The sequence below is a fragment of the Nocardioides jejuensis genome (assembly GCF_004337475.1).
GTDB classification, from domain to species: Bacteria; Actinomycetota; Actinomycetes; order Propionibacteriales; family Nocardioidaceae; genus Nocardioides; species Nocardioides jejuensis.
On record NZ_SJZJ01000006.1, the window covers coordinates 48,548 to 64,110 of the forward strand.

A 15,563-nucleotide genomic window follows, 5' to 3' on the forward strand; every position below is an offset into this window, starting at 1 on the left:
CAACACCGTGCGGTAACGTCCGGAACGGGATGCTGCCTGCACGAGCGGGCAGGACAGGAGGAGGTGGAGCGTGGACCTGCGTACGTACATCGGCGTACTGCTCCGCAACTGGCTCCTGGTCCTCCTCGCGATCCTCCTCGGCCTGGCTGCGGCCGGCGCCGTCGTCCTGCTCAGCACGGCGCGCTACAGCTCCACCGCGCGGATCCTCTTCAGCGCGTCCCGCGTCGACACCGGCCAGGACCTCGCGTACGCCGGCAACTACGTGCAGTCGCGCATGCAGACGTACAAGGGCCTCGCGGTCACCCCGGCCGTTCTCGACAAGGTGATCGACGAGCTCGGTCTCGACACGACGCCGACCGAGCTGGCCACGCAGATCTCGGTCGAGACCAGCCAGATCGACACGCTCATCGGTGTCACGGCCGAGTCGACCGACAAGCGCGAGGCGGCGAAGATCGCCGACTCCGTCGCGGGCCAGCTGATCGGCGCCGTGGTCGCGGTCGAGAACTCCGGTGCCTCCGACAAGGAGCCCGGGGTGCGCGGTGTGGTCGTCGGTCATGCCGTCGTCGCGGACAGCCCGTCGTCGCCGGACCTTCCGGTCGACCTGCTCGCAGGCCTGCTCCTGGGTGCGTTCGTCGGTGTGGGCGCGGTCACCGCGCGTCACCTGCTGCGTGACCCGGAGTCGGCGTGAACATCGGGATCAAGGTGCGTCCGTCCGTGGAGTCGCCGGCGCCGGAGGGCGCGAGCCGGGTCATCACGACGCTGAAGGCCTCGGGCTGGATGTACTCCTCGCGGGCCCTCGTCTTCGTGTGGGCGCTGCTGATCACCCACACGTTCAACATCGAGACCTACGGCCTCTACGCGATGGCGTTCGCGGCCGGATCGCTCATCGGCGTACCTCTCGACAGCTACTTCACGACCCGCGGCCCGCGCGTCACGCGCGAGGTCTTCCTCCGTGAGCGGACGACCCGGGCGATCTTCGGCTTCGCCCTGATCGTGCTCGGCGTCATCGCCTGGCCGTTCTCGATCATCGCCGGCTTCGCCGTCATCAAGGCCGGCAGCGACGTCGCGTTCCAGGCCTCCCGCAGCTCGCTGATCCGCGATGGCCAGCCGGACCGGGCCCAGCGTGCTGACGCGATCCGCCAGGTGCTCGGCATGGCGCTCGGCAGCAGCTACCTGCTGCTGGCGCACCACCCGGACCTGCGGCTCGGTGCCGCGCTCTACCTCACCGGCACCGCGCTGCCTGTGCTGCTCGGCCTGCAGGCGATGGTCCACGCGCGGCCGTCGTTCCCCGAGATCAACACGCGCTCCTTCGTGATCCTCGCGGAGTCGGCGCTCGGCGTCGCCTACGTCCAGTGCGGCGTGATCCTCCTCGGCGCGCTCGGCCACATGGGCGAGGCGGGCTACTACTCCTTCGGCAGCCAGCTCGTCTGGTCGCTGGCGGCTCTCGGGCAGTCCTTCGGCACGACGTTCCACGGCTCGCTGCGCGCTTCCCACGGCGACATCAGCGGCGGCCCCCAGCTGCGTACGGCGGTGTGGCTGTCCGCAGCGACGGGCACGGTGCTGGCGCTCTTCGCCGTCGGTGCCTGGCTCTTCGAGGGCGACACGTCGCTCTGGCTCACCTTCGCGATCCTGGCGCCGGTCAGCTTCCTGCGGACGCTGAGCAGCGTGGCGACCGTGGTGCTCGTCCTGCAGCACCGTGACCGCTACCGCCTCATCGTCACGGCGATCTCCATCGTGGTGCTGTTCGGCCTCGTGGTCCTGCTCAGCGGTCTCGGCGGCCCCGGCGCGGCCACCGCGTTCCTCGCCGCGGACCTCGTGATGTCCGGCGCCTACTCGTACGCCGTCTACGGCGGTCGTGTCGGCCGCCCTGCGGTGGCGTGAGCACGGCCGACCCCGCGATGTCCGCGCCTGCGGAGGACCGGCGGACGAGCCGGATCACGTTCCTGCTCGGCAAGGACCCGTCGCTCGCCCGTGGCGGTGACGTCACCCTCTTCGGCCTGCTCCGCCGGATCGCCGAGGAGCGGCACGAGACGTCGGTGATCTGCCTGAGCGAGGAGCCCGGGCGTGTGGAGCCCGGAGTCGTCCGGGTCGCGAAGCCTCCCGTCGCACTGCCGCGGATCGCTGCCCGTGCCGCACTCCATCGCCGCAGCCTCGTGCACGAGCGGTTCGACATCGACGGGCTCGTCGCTGCGGTCGAGGCATCCGAGGCGTCCGGGGCTTCCGGGGGCGACCGTGTCGTCGCCGTTCACTCCTATCTCGCGGAGCCCTACCTGCGGGCTGCCGGCGCCGATCCGTCGCGGCTGCTGGTGTCGACCGAGGTCTCCGAGGCGCCCGTGTGGCGCTCCCGAGGTCTTGCGGGCCGGGTCGAGGCCCGTCGGATCGAGCGCGACGAGCTGCGCATCGCCCGAACGGCCCGCGCGATCGCGGGCTACGACGCCAGCGAGATGGAGGCCCGGCGCGAGCGGGGCATCAACGCGCGCTGGCTCCCGCTGACCCTGCCGCCGGCTCCGGCTGTCGACGTCGCGGCCTCCTCCCCGCGCCTCGTCCTGCTCGGCAACCGGCACTGGTCGCCGAACGCCCGGGCCGTCGACCGGATGCTGGCCTGGTGGCCCTCGATCGCGCGCGGCATCCCCGGCGCCGAGCTCTGGCTCGTGGGCCCGCGGCCGGACGGCCCGAAGGTCGCGCTGCCCGGCGTGGTGGATCACGGCGAGGTCCGCGACGTCGCGCCCCTGCTGGCCGGCTGCCGTGCCATGGTGGCTCCCGTGGCTGTGGGCGGGGGAGTGCGGGTGAAGGTCCTGGAGGCCGCTGCCCGTGGCCTGCCGGTCGTCACGAGCCCTGCCGGTGTCGGCTCGATCGAGTCGTTGCTCGGCCTCGATGCGGTGCCCGATGACGGCTTCGTGGCGCGCTGCCGTGCGCTGCTCGGGGACGCCGATGCGGCTGCGGCGGAGGGCGCCCGGCTGCACGCCACCAACGAGGCCCTCTGGACCGGCCGGCGCGGACGCGACGCCGTGCTCGACTGGCTGGACGCATGAGCACCACTCCCACGCCACGCGGCCTCGCGGCGATCCGACCCCGGTCGCTCCCTGACGTGCTCGTCCTCGCGGCGGTCATCGTCGGCGTACCCGTGCTCGTGGTCGGCATGGCCGCCGGCGGCCCGACGATCCAGCTCCTCATCATCGCCGCCCTGGCCGTGCTCGTCGCTGCCTGGGTCACCACGGTCCACCCCCGGGTCACGCTCGGGGCGTTCGCGCTCGTCCTCGGGCTCGTCCCGTACGCCAAGCTCCCGGGCACCGGTGCGCCGCTCATCCTGGTCCTCGGTCTCGGCTGCTGGGTGGCGCTGGCGTTCCTCCCGGGGGTCCGGTTCCGCGTGGGTGCGCCCGAGCTCTTCCTCGGTGTCTTCGCGCTCGTGGCGGCGGTGTCGTTCCTGGTCACGAGCCCGAGCACGGACTCCGTCCTGGAGTACGTCTCGTGGCTGGTCGCCACCTCCGTGGTCGTGCCGATGCGCTTCCTGACCCGTGATGCCCGCCGCGTGGTCATCGGTGCCCTGGTCACCGGTGCAGCGCTGGCCGCGATCGCTGGCGTGCTGCTGCTCCGCTACGACCCGCTCGGCTACTTCCTCGCGCGGCTCACCGTCATCGGCTATCACGCGGGCGGCGGCAACGCCCAGTTCGTGCCCGGCGTCGAGTCCAACACGCTGCGCCTGACCGGCACGTACGTCGAGCCCAACATCGCCGGCCTGATCCTCGCGGCGGGAGTGCTGGTCGCCGTGGCGGCGTACCGGGGCTGGCTGCGGGTCGTGCTCGTCGCCGTGATCGGCGCCGGCCTCGCGCTGACCCTGAGCCGGTCCGCGCTCGGCACCGTGGTGGTGGCGCTGGGCCTCGTCGTCCTCCTGGGGCGCGGGCGCCAGCGGGCCTGGCTCGCCGGCGTGGGTGTCGCCGGAGCGCTGGCGGTGCTCGCGACCCCGGTGCTGCGGACCCGGATCTTCTCCTCGTTCGGCGAGCACGACACGGGCTCGCTGGCCCGCGCGCTGGCGTTCACTGACTACGCCTCGTCGGTGCAGGGGCACTGGCTGTGGGGTCTGGGGTGGGACCGGCCGGAGTACCGGTCGCAGTCGATCGGCCAGACGGTCAACTTCGTCGCCAACGCGCCCCTCCTGACCGTCTATCGCGGCGGCGTGATCCTCGGCGCGGTGGCCGTGCTGATCCTCCTCGTGCTCGTGGTCCGCGCCGGTCTGCAGGCGCGCCGCGGCTTCGAGAACGCCGTGCTGGCGTGCGGTGTCGCGGGCTTCGCCCTCGTTGCGCTGCAGCTTGACTTCCCGGTCGTCATCCAGCACCCGGCCACCGCGATCTTCTCCGTGCTGGTCGGCCTCTCGCTCGGGCGCCCGACCAGCGACGACTCCTCCACCGACGACTCCGCCACCGAGGAGCGCGCATGACCACCGCGGATCCGGTCGAGGTGCCCGCGCGCGCCGGTCACTACCTCGGAGGCCTCGAGGGCATCCGAGGGCTGGCCTGCCTCGGCGTGATCAGCGCCCACTCGTGGATGCACTGGGCGCCGGACACCACCCCCGGAGGCCTCGCCCAGTCGATGGCACTCGGCCTGGTTCTCTTTTTCGCCATGTCGGGGCTGCTGATCTCGCTGCCTTTCATCCGCGACGTCGCCCGCGGCGAGCGCCGCACCGACGTACGCCGGTTCGCGCTGCGACGGATCGCGCGGGTCTTCCCGGGCTACGTCGCGATCTTCCTGGTCAGCTCGTTCGTGCTGCAGTCGGTCTATCTCGGCAACGCCGTGGTCGTCGGCCGCGAGGCGAGCGACGCCGGCGCGGGCATGATGACCGATCCGGTCGACCTGCTCGCGAACCTCACGCTCGTCCACACGTTCTTCCCGGCCACGATCCAGACCGGCATCAACCCGTCGTGGTCGCTGACCTCGGAGCTCTGCTTCTACGCACTCCTGCCGCTGCTCCTGCTGCCGCTGGTGCGCTGGGGCGGCGGTTTCCGTCGGCGGGCGTTCTGGCTCGCTGCGCTGCCCGGGCTCCTCTTCGTGGTGGTCGGCCTGGTAGCCCGCCTCGTTGCGGAGGAGTGGTGGCGCCACACGCCCGGCATGTCGGCCCTCACCGCCGAGTTCGGGCCCAACGGCATCGCCGTGCTGACCCGCAGCATGCTGGCGATCGCCGACAACTTCGGCGTCGGCATGCTCGTGGCGGTGGTCTTCGTCTGGATGGAACGCGGCCACCTCGCCTGGCTGACACGCCGCCGGATCCTGCTCCTCGGCACGCCCGTGGCGGCAGTGGGAGGAGTGCTCACCCTCTGGTCGGCGGACCGGCACCCGTGGTTCGTCACCGCAGCGATGGGACTGACGGCCGGGGTGATGCTGCTCGTGCTGGTCGAGCCGACCGCCCGGCGTACGTCGTCCCGGATCGTGCGTGTCTTCAGCGTCCGGTCGCTCGAGCACGTCGGCACGATCTCGCTCAGTGCCTACCTCTGGCACTACCCGGTGCTGCTGCTCGTCTCCCGCATCGACGCCCACGTGCCGCTGATCGGCGGCGACGGGCCGGTCACGATGGTCTGGGCGCCGGCGGTCGTGGCCACGGGCTCGATCCTGCTCGGCACGCTCAGCTACCGGCTCGTGGAGAAGCCGGCGATGGACTGGTCGGGGCGACGATGAGATCCACGAGACGGAAAGCACGGGTTTCCGATCGGGAAGCCGCTAGCCTCGCCCGCGTGACGAACTCGGGTGCCCCGCTCAAGGTGGCGATCGCCCACGACTACCTGACGCAGCGCGGTGGCGCGGAGCGCGTGGTCCTGGCGATGGCGCGCGCCTTTCCCGGCGCCACCATCCACACGACGCTCTACGACCGCGCCGAGACCTTCCCCGAGTACGCCGACCTCGATGTCCGCACCTCGTGGCTCAACCGGTCGCGGTTCTTCCGCAAGAACCATCGCGCGGCGCTGCCGCTGCTGCCGTTCGCGGCCTCGTCGCTCGACATCGACGCCGACGTCGTCCTCGTCAGCAGCAGTGGGTGGGCGCACGGCGTGCGCACGCGTGGCCGCAAGCTCGTCTACTGCTACACGCCGGCCCGCTGGCTGCACCAGTCCTCGCGCTACCTCGGTGACCACCCGGGCTTCCTCGAGTCGCTGATCCTCTTCGTGCTCCGGCCCTTCCTCAAGCTCTGGGACCGGCGCGCCGCGCGCGACGCGTCGGCGTACATCGCGATCTCGAACCTCGTCCAGGACCGCATCCACGCGGCGTACGGCCTGGACTCGACGGTGCTGCCCGCGCCGTGGCCCGACACCCGGAGCCATGCGTCCGAGCCGATGGCGGACGTCGCCGGGTGGCTCGGCGACGCGCCGTACGAGCTCTGCGTCTCGCGGCTGCTGCCGTACAAGAACGTCCGCTCCGTCGTAGCCGCGTACGCCGACGAGCCGGCCCGGCGCCTCATCGTGGTCGGCCGGGGTCCGGAGGAGGACGCGCTGCGCGAGCTCGCGGGCGACAACGTCCTCTTCCTGCAGAACATCTCCGACGGCCAGCTCGCCTGGCTCTACCGCGGCTGCACGGCACTGATCGCGATCAGCTACGAGGACTTCGGGCTGACCCCGCTGGAGGCGGCGTCGTTCGGCCGCCCGAGCGTCGTGCTGCGCTGGGGCGGTTTCCTGGAGACGCAGGTCGAGGGTGTCACGGCAGTCTTCGTCGACCAGCCGACGCCCGAGGCGGTCCGGGCAGGCCTCGCCGAGATGGATGCCGCGGACTGGGATGCCGACGCGATCCGGGCCCACGCCGACCGTTACGGCGAGGAGGTCTTCATCGGGGCGCTCCGCGAAGCGGTGGCGGCCGTCGGGGCCGAGGGTGTGACGCAACCCTCCGCGGACGGCGCTGCGTAGTAACCTCCACCTCGTGACCAACATGCGCGAGATCGAGCAGGAGATCGAGGCGACCCGTGAGCGCCTCGCCGGCACCATCGACCAGCTCGTCTACCGGGCCCACCCGAAGACGATCGCGAACCGTCAGGCGACGGCCGTGAAGGCGACGTTCGTCGACCTCGAGACGGGCGCGCCGCGCACGGACAACATCCTGAAGGTCGTCGGCGGAGTCGCCGGTGTGGTCGCCGCGTTCGTGGTGATCCGCAAGATCTCGCGACGCTGAACGCACGAACGCCGCGCCCGGTCGGGACGCGGCGTTCTGCTGTCTGCTGACGAGGGTCAGTCCTGACGGCCCTTGAAGTCGTCCATCGTCTTGTGGATGCCGAAGACCTTGCCGACCAGCAGGTCGCGCAGGCCCGTCGGCAGGATGCCCTTGATCGTCTCGTTGAGGACGACCGACTTGGGCATGATGACGAAGGCGGTGCCCTTGCCCATCGCCTTCCAGACCTCGTTGACGACGTCCTCCGGCTCGAGGAGCGGCGTCATCAGGCCCGACTTCGCGCCCTCGAACATGCCCGTCTTCACGTAGTACGGGCACACGGTCGTGACCTTGAGCTGCTTGTGGCCGGCCTGCTCGAGCTCGAGTCGGACCGAGTCGGAGAAGCCGATCGCGCCCCACTTCGACGCGGCGTACGCGGCCATCCGCGGGTTGCCGACGAAGCCGGCGGAGCTGGCCACGTTGACCAGGCGGCCTTCCTTGCCGCCTTCGATCATCGCCGGCAGGAACGCGCGGGTGATGTACATCGGGGCGAGGGTGTTGATCTTCAGCGTGAACTCGGTGTCGGCGACGCTGTCGGTCTCCCAGAAGTACTTGTTGCCGCGGACGACGCCGGCGTTGTTGATCAGGACGTCAGGCGTGCCGACCTGGTCGAGGACGAGCGCCGCGTTGGCCTCGATCGCGTGACGGTCCGAGACGTCGACGAGGTAGCTGTGGATCTCGGTCGCGCCGGCGGACTGCTTGAGCTGGTCCACGGTCTCGGCGAGCGCGGGACGGTTGATGTCCCACAGGACCACCGCGAGGGCGCCCTCGGCGACCGCGCGCTCGGCGTACATCTTGCCCATGCCCATCGCGGCACCGGTGATGAGGACGATCTTGCCTTCGACGTTCTTCATGCCGGTGATCGTAGGGCTCCGGGCGGGGGTCTGGCGAAGGGGTCTGAGCCGTGGCGATGGCCGCAGTGACGCAGGCAACGCGACCCCGATTTCACCCTTCGCTCGTCCGCTGCTAATGTTTATCTCGCTTCAAGCGCGCGCCATTAGCTCAATTGGCAGAGCAGCTGACTCTTAATCAGCGGGTTCGGGGTTCGAGTCCCTGATGGCGTACAAGATGAGGGCCTGACCAGCAGAAATGCCGGTCAGGCCCTTTGTCATTTTCTGCTGGTGTCGTGACGTTCGTGCTCATCCTGCGGTCGTTCCGATCCCCGAACTCGGCCCCTCGTGCTGACGCAACGGCTCAGCGCGGCGGCTACCTTTGGGCGCATGCCGAGCGAGAAACCTAGCGGTGCAGCTGTCCGTGGAGCGCGGCGACGGGAGCAGACGAAGGCCGCCATCCTTGATGCTGCAGAGAGGTTGATGGCGGACCTTCCGGCCGAGTCGGTGCGCGTCGAGGATGTCGCAGAGATCTCGAGCATCTCAGTCGCGTCGATCTACGTTCATTTCGGCAACAAGGACGGCCTGATTGCGGCAGTCCTGGAGCGACTCCTGCTGGCAGCGTCCGACACGTTGGCTGCAGCCTGTTCTGTTGCGGGTGAGCCTATCGATCAGGTGGCTGCCGTCGGCCAGACCTATCTGGCGCTTCTCCTCGAGCGTCCAGCACTCGCCGTCCACATCATCCTGAGTGGAATGCAGCCGCCCGTCACGGAGATCGATCGGCTTGTCAGCCAGCGCTTGGAGGACCTTCGGAAGCAGTTCGAAGACCGCATCCAGGCAAGCGTTGACGCCGGGCAGCTTCAGGCACTCGATGCTCGATCACTGTCTCTGTTCCTCTTCGGCGCCTGGCACGGCATGGCAACGCTGGCGCATCGACGCGATGACGTAGCACCCACGGTCGAGGAGGTCACCGCGGCAGTTCGGCTTGCCAGCCGTGCCATGGGGATCGGGTTTCGGCCGGACGCGGTATGACAATCAGAGTGATCTGGAAGTATCTTCTAGATCACTCTGATCGAACTCATGCCAAGGACTCCCATGACAACCAGCGAGATCACCACGGACCTGAGCACTCGAGTCGAGGCACTCGTTGAACTGGCGAGGCAACCTGCGGCTGAGGTCTATGTCCCCGTCGATGACGTCGATGTCGAGGCGTGGACGCTGGTCGGCGACCCCCTTTGTGAGGCGCTCCTGCTGCTGATGCGCGAGCGCAAACTGATGGGCGGCGACATCTATTCGAATGCGCGCGCCCTCGAGGCGGCCGGCGTCGCTGAAGCTGTGGCGTTCTTCCAGGACGTCGAGGCCGTGCCGTCGTGGCTCGACTTCGATTCTCTCCGCGCGGGTGCCTCGATGGCACGCCGTAATCCGGTCGGGCTCATGTTCGCCATCCATGGCTGTCTCCCGATGACCTACCTCGACCCGGCGACTGCCCACGTCATGGGAAGTACTGGACGGCTCGCGAAGGGTGGCGACTTCAAGCGACGGTACTGGGAGACCGCGACCGGATTCGTCGGCGCCCTCGACGTCGTCGGGATGATGCCGGGCGGAGAGCGTTGGATCGAATGGGTGAGGATCCGGTTCCTGCACACCATGATCCGACTCGGCATCCAGCGCAGCGGGCAGTGGCCGTTGCCCGAGGCGATGCCGATCGGCCAGGTGGCGACCGCGGCCTCCACCCACGTCTTCGGGCCCTTCCGCGTCAACATCATCAAGTACTTCGGCGGCATCGTCAGCCAGGAGGAGCTAGAGAGCTTCTGCCTCATGTGGCGGTGGATCTCCCGGATCGAAGGAGCCAACAACCAACTCCTGGGCCGGACGCACGAGGAGCAGCAGCGGCTCCAGGAGCGACTGGTCAACTTCAACTACGGGAGCAGCGACGCAGCGGAGCGCATGACTCGGGACGTCGTCACCGGTGCGGCCACCATGCGGTTCCCCTTCCTGATGCCGAAGCGCATGCACCGCGCTGTCATCCGCAACCTCCTCGCGCCTGATCTGGTCGAGATCTTCGAGAGTGACGACCTGCCCGGTGACCTCGGGATTCCTCGGGACCTGCCCGCAGAGGTCGCGGTGCGCACAGTTGGGCTCGTACTCGCGGTCCTCAATCAGGGCACACGGCTCACGCTCGTGAGAAGCGCCGCGGACCGCTGGGGCCTGCAGTTCCTCGAAATGGTGGTCCGCCGGCAGCTGGGCGGGGTCGCGGCGCAGTACCGAGGTGCGCCGGTCGGCGGACGCCCCACCGATCAGTGAGAGATCGCGGGGGCGGGGCCCGTCCTGAGATACCCCAGGACGGGCCCGCCCCGCATGTGTACGTCAGGCCACGGGCACGGTCAGTGTCTGGGTCGAGCCGGCGGCGATCGTGACCACGACCGGCGTCAGTCCGCCGCGGTAGTTGACCGAGCCGCCGGCCACGATCAGCTTCAGCCGGTGGCCGGCCTCGAAGCGATGTGCGATCGCGGGGAGGGTCACCTTGATTGGCGCATCGGTGTCGGGGATGCGGATCGGTGCCTCCAGACCCTTGATGAGGCGGGTCGTGCCGTCCGGGCCGACATCGGCGATCTTGACGAAGAGCACCAGCTGGCCGCCGGGACCGAGGTCCTCGGTCAGCGAGGCGGTCGGGGCCTGGACCCTCAGCTTCACGACGGGCGTTCCGACGACGTCGAGCTTGCTCGAGAGCGCCGGCGTCTGCCACGCGGCGTACGTCCCGGGGAGGTCGAGGAAGACGTCGGAGGGCAGGGGCAGGGAGTTCCCGAGTACGTCGAGCGGGTTGACGCTCGTCGGGAGGCCGGCTGCGGGCGTCAGGAAGGTCTGGTCGCCCGCGACCGGGATGCCGGTGGTCAGCTGGCCCTGGTGGGAGAGCTTCCAGGTCCGCGAGCCGGTGAGGGGGAACGCCCCGGAGGTCCCGTAGGCCGGCGTGGCGATGCCGGTGTAGTCCACCCAGTCACGGAAGTAGGAGAACTCCGGTCCTGTGCTGACGATCTTGCCCTTGAGATAGCGGTCGAACCACGCGGCGATCCGTGCGGTGACGTACTGGCTGGCCGGGTCGGGGTTCGCGAGGTCGAATTCCCCGGGAGCAGCGGGGTAGCCGTGGCTCCATGCCTCCCAGATCATCTTGACCTCGGTCCCCTGGGCCTGGAGCGCCTTGTAGGTGGCGATGGCCTCGTTGAGGTTGAAGAGGTGGTCGTACTCGCCCTGGACCAGGAGCGTGGGGATCTTGATCTTCGGCAGGTACGACGCGACCGAGGCATGGTGGCCGGCTGTGATCGCGCTCGGGGGGAAGTAGCCGGTGATGCCGGCGGAGACCACAGCCGGGCACACCCAGTCGGTGAAGCTGGGGCACGGCAGGTCGGGCAGCTGGCCGTCCTGCACGTCGCTCGCCATTCCGGTGGCGGAGAACAGGGTCCCCCAGATCAGCTTGAGCGCGCCGGGTGTCGACGACGTGACGCCCGTGGTCTGTGCCGCGTTGTTGGGGTCGATGCTGTACGGCAGGTCGTTCCAGGTGATCATCGGGACGATGGCGTCCACGCGCGGGTCGACCGAGGCCGTCGCGAACTGGGCGCCGCCGCCGTACGAGCCGCCCGCCATGCCGACCCGAGGGTCGAGCGGGCCGTCGAGCTTGATCGCGTCGAGCGTGGGGGCTGCCTCGCGATGGGCCGCGTCGAGATAGCCGATGCCGGCAGCGCCGCCGAGGTAGCTCACCAGCTGCTTGCCGGCCTTGCCGTCCCAGTCGGGGTCGTCCAGCGTGATCGTGCACGACGATCCGCCGAAGCCCAGGCCCGAGTAGGCGAGGACGGCGTATCCGCGGGACGCGAAGGTCCGGCCGAGGCCGGCCTGGTCTGCCTTGGACCCGCCGAACCCGTTCGTGGTCAGGATGGCCGGCACCGGGTGGGCCTTGCTCGCGCTGGTCGGCAGATAGAGGTCGCCGGTGATGTCGCATGGATGGTCGTTGTCCGGGCCGACCGTCACCGCGAAGTGCAGCGGGGTGACGGTGTACGCGGCATCGGCGGCTTCGGCCGTCGGAGACACGGAGACCAAGCCGGCCCCCACGAGAGTGGCAGTGGCGAGGGCGATCAATCGTGCGCGGCCGGGGTGGCGGGTGTGAAGCGGCAAATCGGCTCCCAACGTGGTGTGCCGGACTCTCCGGCTGTTGTTACTCATCAGTAACAACAGCCGGAGTGTGACACCGGTTACGGCCGTTCCGCAACGGGACTAGACCATCCTGCGCTGGCGGTATCGGTTGGCAGACCTGCGAGCCGTCGGCCGGGCCTCACGCCGGGCGCCGCGGCCACCAGATGCGTGGGCCGAGGAGCGTGGCGACCGACGGGATCACGAGGGTGCGGACCACGAAGGTGTCGAGCAGCAGACCCATGCCGATCGTGAAGCCGATCTGGGCCAGCGTCAGGACGCTGCCCGACATCATCGCGAACATGCTCGCGGCGAAGAGCAGGCCAGCGGACGTGATGACGCCTCCAGTCGCTGCGACGGCGCGGGCGATGCCGGCAGGCGAGCCGTCGGGGGAGTCCTCGAGCATGCGCTTCATCAGGAGCAGGTTGTAGTCCGCCCCCACGGCGACGAGCAGGATGAACGCAATGGCCGGGACGCTCCAGTCGAGCGGGTGACCCAGCAGGAGCTGCCAGACGAGGACGCCGAGACCCATCGCCGCCGCATAGGACAGGCAGACGGCCGCGAGCAGGAACAGCGGCGCCAGCAGGCTGCGCAGCAGCACGATCAGGATCAGCAGCACAGCCAGCAGGGCCAGCCCGGCCACGAGATAGAACTCGTGCGTCGAGATGGTGTCGAGGTCGCTGTTGATCGTCGCCAGTCCGGTGACCTCGACGTCCGCGCCGTCGAGGGCGGTGCCGCGCAGGGCGTTGTTCGCCGTTCCTGCGATCGTGCCGGCCCTCTCGCTGGCTGCGTGCTTGAAGGTGTCGGTCGCGCCGAGGACCACGAGCCGGGCGGTGTGTCCGTCTGCGGAGAGGAAGAGTCCATTCGCCGTCGCGAGCCGTGGGTCGGCGAGGTTGGCCGATGGCAGGTAGAAGCCGCCGATCGCGGGGTCCTTCGACGCGGCTCCGGCCTCCTTGAGGGCGGTTGAGGCGCGGGTCAGGCCGGACTGCAGCTCCTGCAGCGAGGTGGCCATCTGGTCGGTGCCGCCTGCCACCCGGCCGGTCCCCGCGGCCACCTTGTCCGCGCCGTCGGCGACCTGGTCGGCTCCTGCAGCGAGGTCACCGAGGCGGGAGTGCAGGAGGCGTCCTCCGTCGGCGAGGTCGGTCGCTCCGCCGCGGGCTCGCTGCAGGCCGGCATCGATCTGTGCGAGTCCGTCCGCGAGGTCGATGCTGCCGTCGGCGATGCGGCGCGCGCCGGCCGCGGCGTCGCGCATGCCGGGGATCAGCTCGTCGCGCTCGCCCTCCCAGACCCGTCGTACGCCGGTGCGGGCGCGGGCGCAGATCGGATCCAGGCTGCATCCGACGCTCGACTTCAGTGCCGTGTACGCCTTGCCGAGACCGTCGACGGCGTACTGGGCCCGGGCCTGGCCGGCCTCGAGCTCGTCCGCGAGCCGGGTGGCGCCGGCGCGGAGCTGCTGGCTGCCGGTGGCCGCGTCGCCCGAGCCGGCTGCCAGCCGCTCGAGACCGGCCCGGAGCTGCTCGGCGCCGTCGAGGAGGCGACCGGAACCGGTGACTGCCTGGCCGCTGCCATCGGCCACGCGGTTCGCGCCGTCCGAGAGGCGGGTCGCGCCGGCCTCGAGACGTGCTGAGCCGTTGCGGAGGTCGGCGACACCGCCCGACTTGTCGGCCAGCTTGTCCTCGGCGGACCCGAGACGGTCACCGACGACACCGGCGACGTAACCGACGGAGGCTTCCTTGATCGGCGTACCCAGGGGGCGGGTGATGCCACGGACCGAGGTCACGCCCGGCGTCTGCTCGATCGCGCGGGCCACGTGCTCGAGGGCGGCGAGGCTGCGCGCGTCCCGGAGGTCGTGTGAGCTGTGCACGAGCACGTAGTCGGGGAGGACCTCGTTGAGCGGGAAGTGCTGCGCGAGGAGCGCGTAGCCGTCGTTGCTGTCGGTGTCGTCGGGCTGGACGCCCCGCTCGTCGAAGCTGAGCTGGAGGAACGGGTAGAGGGCTGCGAGCGCGAGCAGGGGGATCAGGCCCAGGGCGAGGACCCGCGCAGGCCGGGTCGAGACGTACGCCGCGATGGCGGGCCACCTGCCGGCGCGCGTCGCGGAGACGGGCTTCGGCTCGATCAGGCCGCGGCGGGCCGCGAGGGTGACCAGCGCCGGGGTGAACGTGAGTGCCATGGCGAGCGTGGTGACGATGCTGACCGCGATCGCCGGACCGGTGGTCTTGTAGATGCCGACGTGGCACACCAGCATGGCGGCGTTCGCGACCACGACGGTGAGGGCCGAGCCGATGATCACGCCGGACACACGGCCCGCCGCTTCGCGTACGGCGGTGTCGGTGTCGACGCCGTTGCGGCGCAGCTCGTGATACCTGCTGACGAGGAAGACGGCGTAGTCGGTGGAGGCGCCGAGCACGACCGCGGTCAGGAACGACCCCGTGAACGTCGAGACGGCGAAGACGTGGAGGCCCATCCAGGCACTCATGGCGCGGGCGACGCCGAGGGCCAGGCCGATCGAGCCGAGGATCAGCCCTGTGACGACGATCGAGCGGTAGATCACCATCAGCAGCAGCGCGATCAGGGCCACGGTCGCCACCGTGATGAGCAGGATGCTCTTCTCGACGGCGACCTCCATGTCCGCGATGGTCGCCGCGGGCCCGGACACCGCTGCGTTCAGGCCCGCGGGACGGTCGGCGTCAACGATGTCCCGCACGGACTCGATCTGCTGGATGGCGGTCGGCGCACCCGTGGCACCCGGTAGCCCCACCTGGAGATAGGCGGCCTTGCCGTCGGTGCTCGTGAGCGCCTTGAGCAGGTCCGGCCGCGTCGCCACGTCCTGGACGAAGGTGACGTTGTCCGCATCCTTCTGGAGGCGGGGCACGAGTCCACGCATCCATGCACGGTCAGCGGCCGTGAGTCCCGACGGGCGCTCCGCGACCACGAAGATGAAGCTCGTGCTGCGTCCGTTGCCGAAGTCGCTGTCCATGCGGTGCAGCGCCACGGCCGAGGGGGAGTCCGCCGGAAGGATCGGCGTCGAGTCCTTGGCGACCACCGACTCGAGCTGGGGGATCGCGAGATTGAGCGCGATCGCGAGCCCGAGCCAGGCGAGGACGACGAAGACGGCGCGCCTGACGGCGAACGAGGCAAGGCGGGCGATGAGAGGCCCGGGGGCGTGGTCCATGAGAAGACCTTTCTGAAGGAGGGACGCCGACCGCGCAGGATCGAGCTGTCTCCCTGGCTGACCGGGGCGCCCCGAGACGCATGACGGACAGCGGTAGACTGACTGGTCTACCGTAAGTTGTGCGGTACGGGGTGTTCCACATATCCGGGCGTGAGGCTGGTCACCGGCCTGCCGCTGGTCGTCCGCGGTGGTCCGTGCGACTC

The 15,563-nt window shown here is 70.0% G+C and carries 12 protein-coding genes and 1 tRNA gene; 10 read left to right on the top strand and 3 right to left on the bottom strand.

Going from position 1 to position 15,563, the window contains the following annotated elements:
- Positions 1-70 precede the first annotated feature (70 nt).
- Genes EPD65_RS05360 through EPD65_RS05390 form a run of 7 tightly spaced genes read left to right on the top strand, consistent with a single transcriptional unit; the run spans position 71 to position 7,143 of the window.
- A complete protein-coding gene (locus tag EPD65_RS05360) occupies positions 71-688 on the top strand; it encodes a YveK family protein (protein WP_131582140.1) in 618 nt (205 codons plus the stop codon).
- Positions 685-1,881, top strand: a complete 1,197-nt coding sequence (locus EPD65_RS05365) for a polysaccharide biosynthesis protein (protein ID WP_131582141.1) — start codon at positions 685-687, stop codon at positions 1,879-1,881. Before EPD65_RS05360 ends, EPD65_RS05365 begins: the two co-directional genes overlap by 4 nt.
- On the top strand, positions 1,878-3,032 hold the full coding sequence (locus tag EPD65_RS05370; RefSeq protein WP_243640454.1) for a glycosyltransferase: 1,155 nt from the start codon (positions 1,878-1,880) through the stop codon (positions 3,030-3,032). The genes EPD65_RS05365 and EPD65_RS05370 overlap by 4 nt, the downstream gene beginning before the upstream one ends.
- Entirely contained in the window at positions 3,029-4,435 is a 1,407-nt protein-coding gene (locus tag EPD65_RS05375) for a hypothetical protein (RefSeq protein ID WP_131582142.1), read from the top strand. Before EPD65_RS05370 ends, EPD65_RS05375 begins: the two co-directional genes overlap by 4 nt.
- On the top strand, positions 4,432-5,667 hold the full coding sequence (locus EPD65_RS05380) for an acyltransferase family protein (RefSeq protein WP_131582143.1): 1,236 nt from the start codon (positions 4,432-4,434) through the stop codon (positions 5,665-5,667). Before EPD65_RS05375 ends, EPD65_RS05380 begins: the two co-directional genes overlap by 4 nt.
- 56 nt (positions 5,668-5,723) lie before the next feature.
- Positions 5,724-6,881 (top strand): glycosyltransferase, encoded by a 1,158-nt coding sequence (locus EPD65_RS05385; protein ID WP_207891419.1) that lies wholly within the window; start codon positions 5,724-5,726, stop codon positions 6,879-6,881.
- A 22-nt stretch (positions 6,882-6,903) separates the two neighbouring features.
- Positions 6,904-7,143: a DUF3618 domain-containing protein gene (locus EPD65_RS05390; protein WP_131582233.1), complete on the top strand. Its 240-nt coding sequence runs from the start codon at positions 6,904-6,906 to the stop codon at positions 7,141-7,143.
- A gap of 56 nt (positions 7,144-7,199) precedes the next feature.
- On the opposite strand, the gene EPD65_RS05395 is transcribed toward EPD65_RS05390, so the two are convergent.
- Entirely contained in the window at positions 7,200-8,033 is an 834-nt protein-coding gene (locus EPD65_RS05395) for an SDR family oxidoreductase (RefSeq protein WP_131582145.1), read from the bottom strand.
- A gap of 137 nt (positions 8,034-8,170) precedes the next feature.
- Here EPD65_RS05395 and EPD65_RS05400 point away from each other — a divergent pair.
- The 3 genes from EPD65_RS05400 (at position 8,171) to EPD65_RS05410 (ending at position 10,313) form a co-directional block, all read left to right on the top strand.
- A tRNA-Lys gene (locus EPD65_RS05400) sits at positions 8,171-8,243 on the top strand.
- Between the two features lie 156 nt (positions 8,244-8,399).
- Positions 8,400-9,041 (top strand): TetR/AcrR family transcriptional regulator, encoded by a 642-nt coding sequence (locus EPD65_RS05405; protein ID WP_131582146.1) that lies wholly within the window; start codon positions 8,400-8,402, stop codon positions 9,039-9,041.
- Positions 9,042-9,104: 63 nt separating this feature from the next.
- Positions 9,105-10,313 carry an oxygenase MpaB family protein gene (locus EPD65_RS05410; RefSeq protein WP_207891420.1) on the top strand — a complete coding sequence of 403 codons (1,209 nt, stop codon included), beginning with the start codon at positions 9,105-9,107 and terminating at the stop codon, positions 10,311-10,313.
- Positions 10,314-10,376: 63 nt separating this feature from the next.
- On the opposite strand, the gene EPD65_RS05415 is transcribed toward EPD65_RS05410, so the two are convergent.
- Both EPD65_RS05415 and EPD65_RS05420 read right to left on the bottom strand, forming a co-directional pair.
- Positions 10,377-12,089 (bottom strand): CocE/NonD family hydrolase, encoded by a 1,713-nt coding sequence (locus EPD65_RS05415; RefSeq protein ID WP_243640455.1) that lies wholly within the window; start codon positions 12,087-12,089, stop codon positions 10,377-10,379.
- Positions 12,090-12,330: 241 nt separating this feature from the next.
- The gene (locus EPD65_RS05420; protein WP_131582149.1) at positions 12,331-15,360 is read right to left on the bottom strand and encodes an MMPL family transporter; all 3,030 of its coding nucleotides are present in this window, start codon (positions 15,358-15,360) and stop codon (positions 12,331-12,333) included.
- Positions 15,361-15,563: the final 203 nt, after the last annotated feature.

Excerpts from the sequence above, each read along its gene's own strand:
- EPD65_RS05375 (WP_131582142.1), top strand. The coding sequence starts at position 3,029 with ATGAGCACCACTCCCACGCCACGCGGCCTCGCGGCGATCCGACCCCGG.
- EPD65_RS05380 (WP_131582143.1), top strand. The coding sequence starts at position 4,432 with ATGACCACCGCGGATCCGGTCGAGGTGCCCGCGCGCGCCGGTCACTAC.
- EPD65_RS05390 (WP_131582233.1), top strand. The coding sequence starts at position 6,904 with ATGCGCGAGATCGAGCAGGAGATCGAGGCGACCCGTGAGCGCCTCGCC.
- EPD65_RS05395 (WP_131582145.1), bottom strand. The coding sequence starts at position 8,033 with ATGAAGAACGTCGAAGGCAAGATCGTCCTCATCACCGGTGCCGCGATG.
- EPD65_RS05405 (WP_131582146.1), top strand. The coding sequence starts at position 8,400 with ATGCCGAGCGAGAAACCTAGCGGTGCAGCTGTCCGTGGAGCGCGGCGA.
- EPD65_RS05410 (WP_207891420.1), top strand. The coding sequence starts at position 9,105 with ATGACAACCAGCGAGATCACCACGGACCTGAGCACTCGAGTCGAGGCA.
- EPD65_RS05420 (WP_131582149.1), bottom strand. The coding sequence starts at position 15,360 with ATGGACCACGCCCCCGGGCCTCTCATCGCCCGCCTTGCCTCGTTCGCC.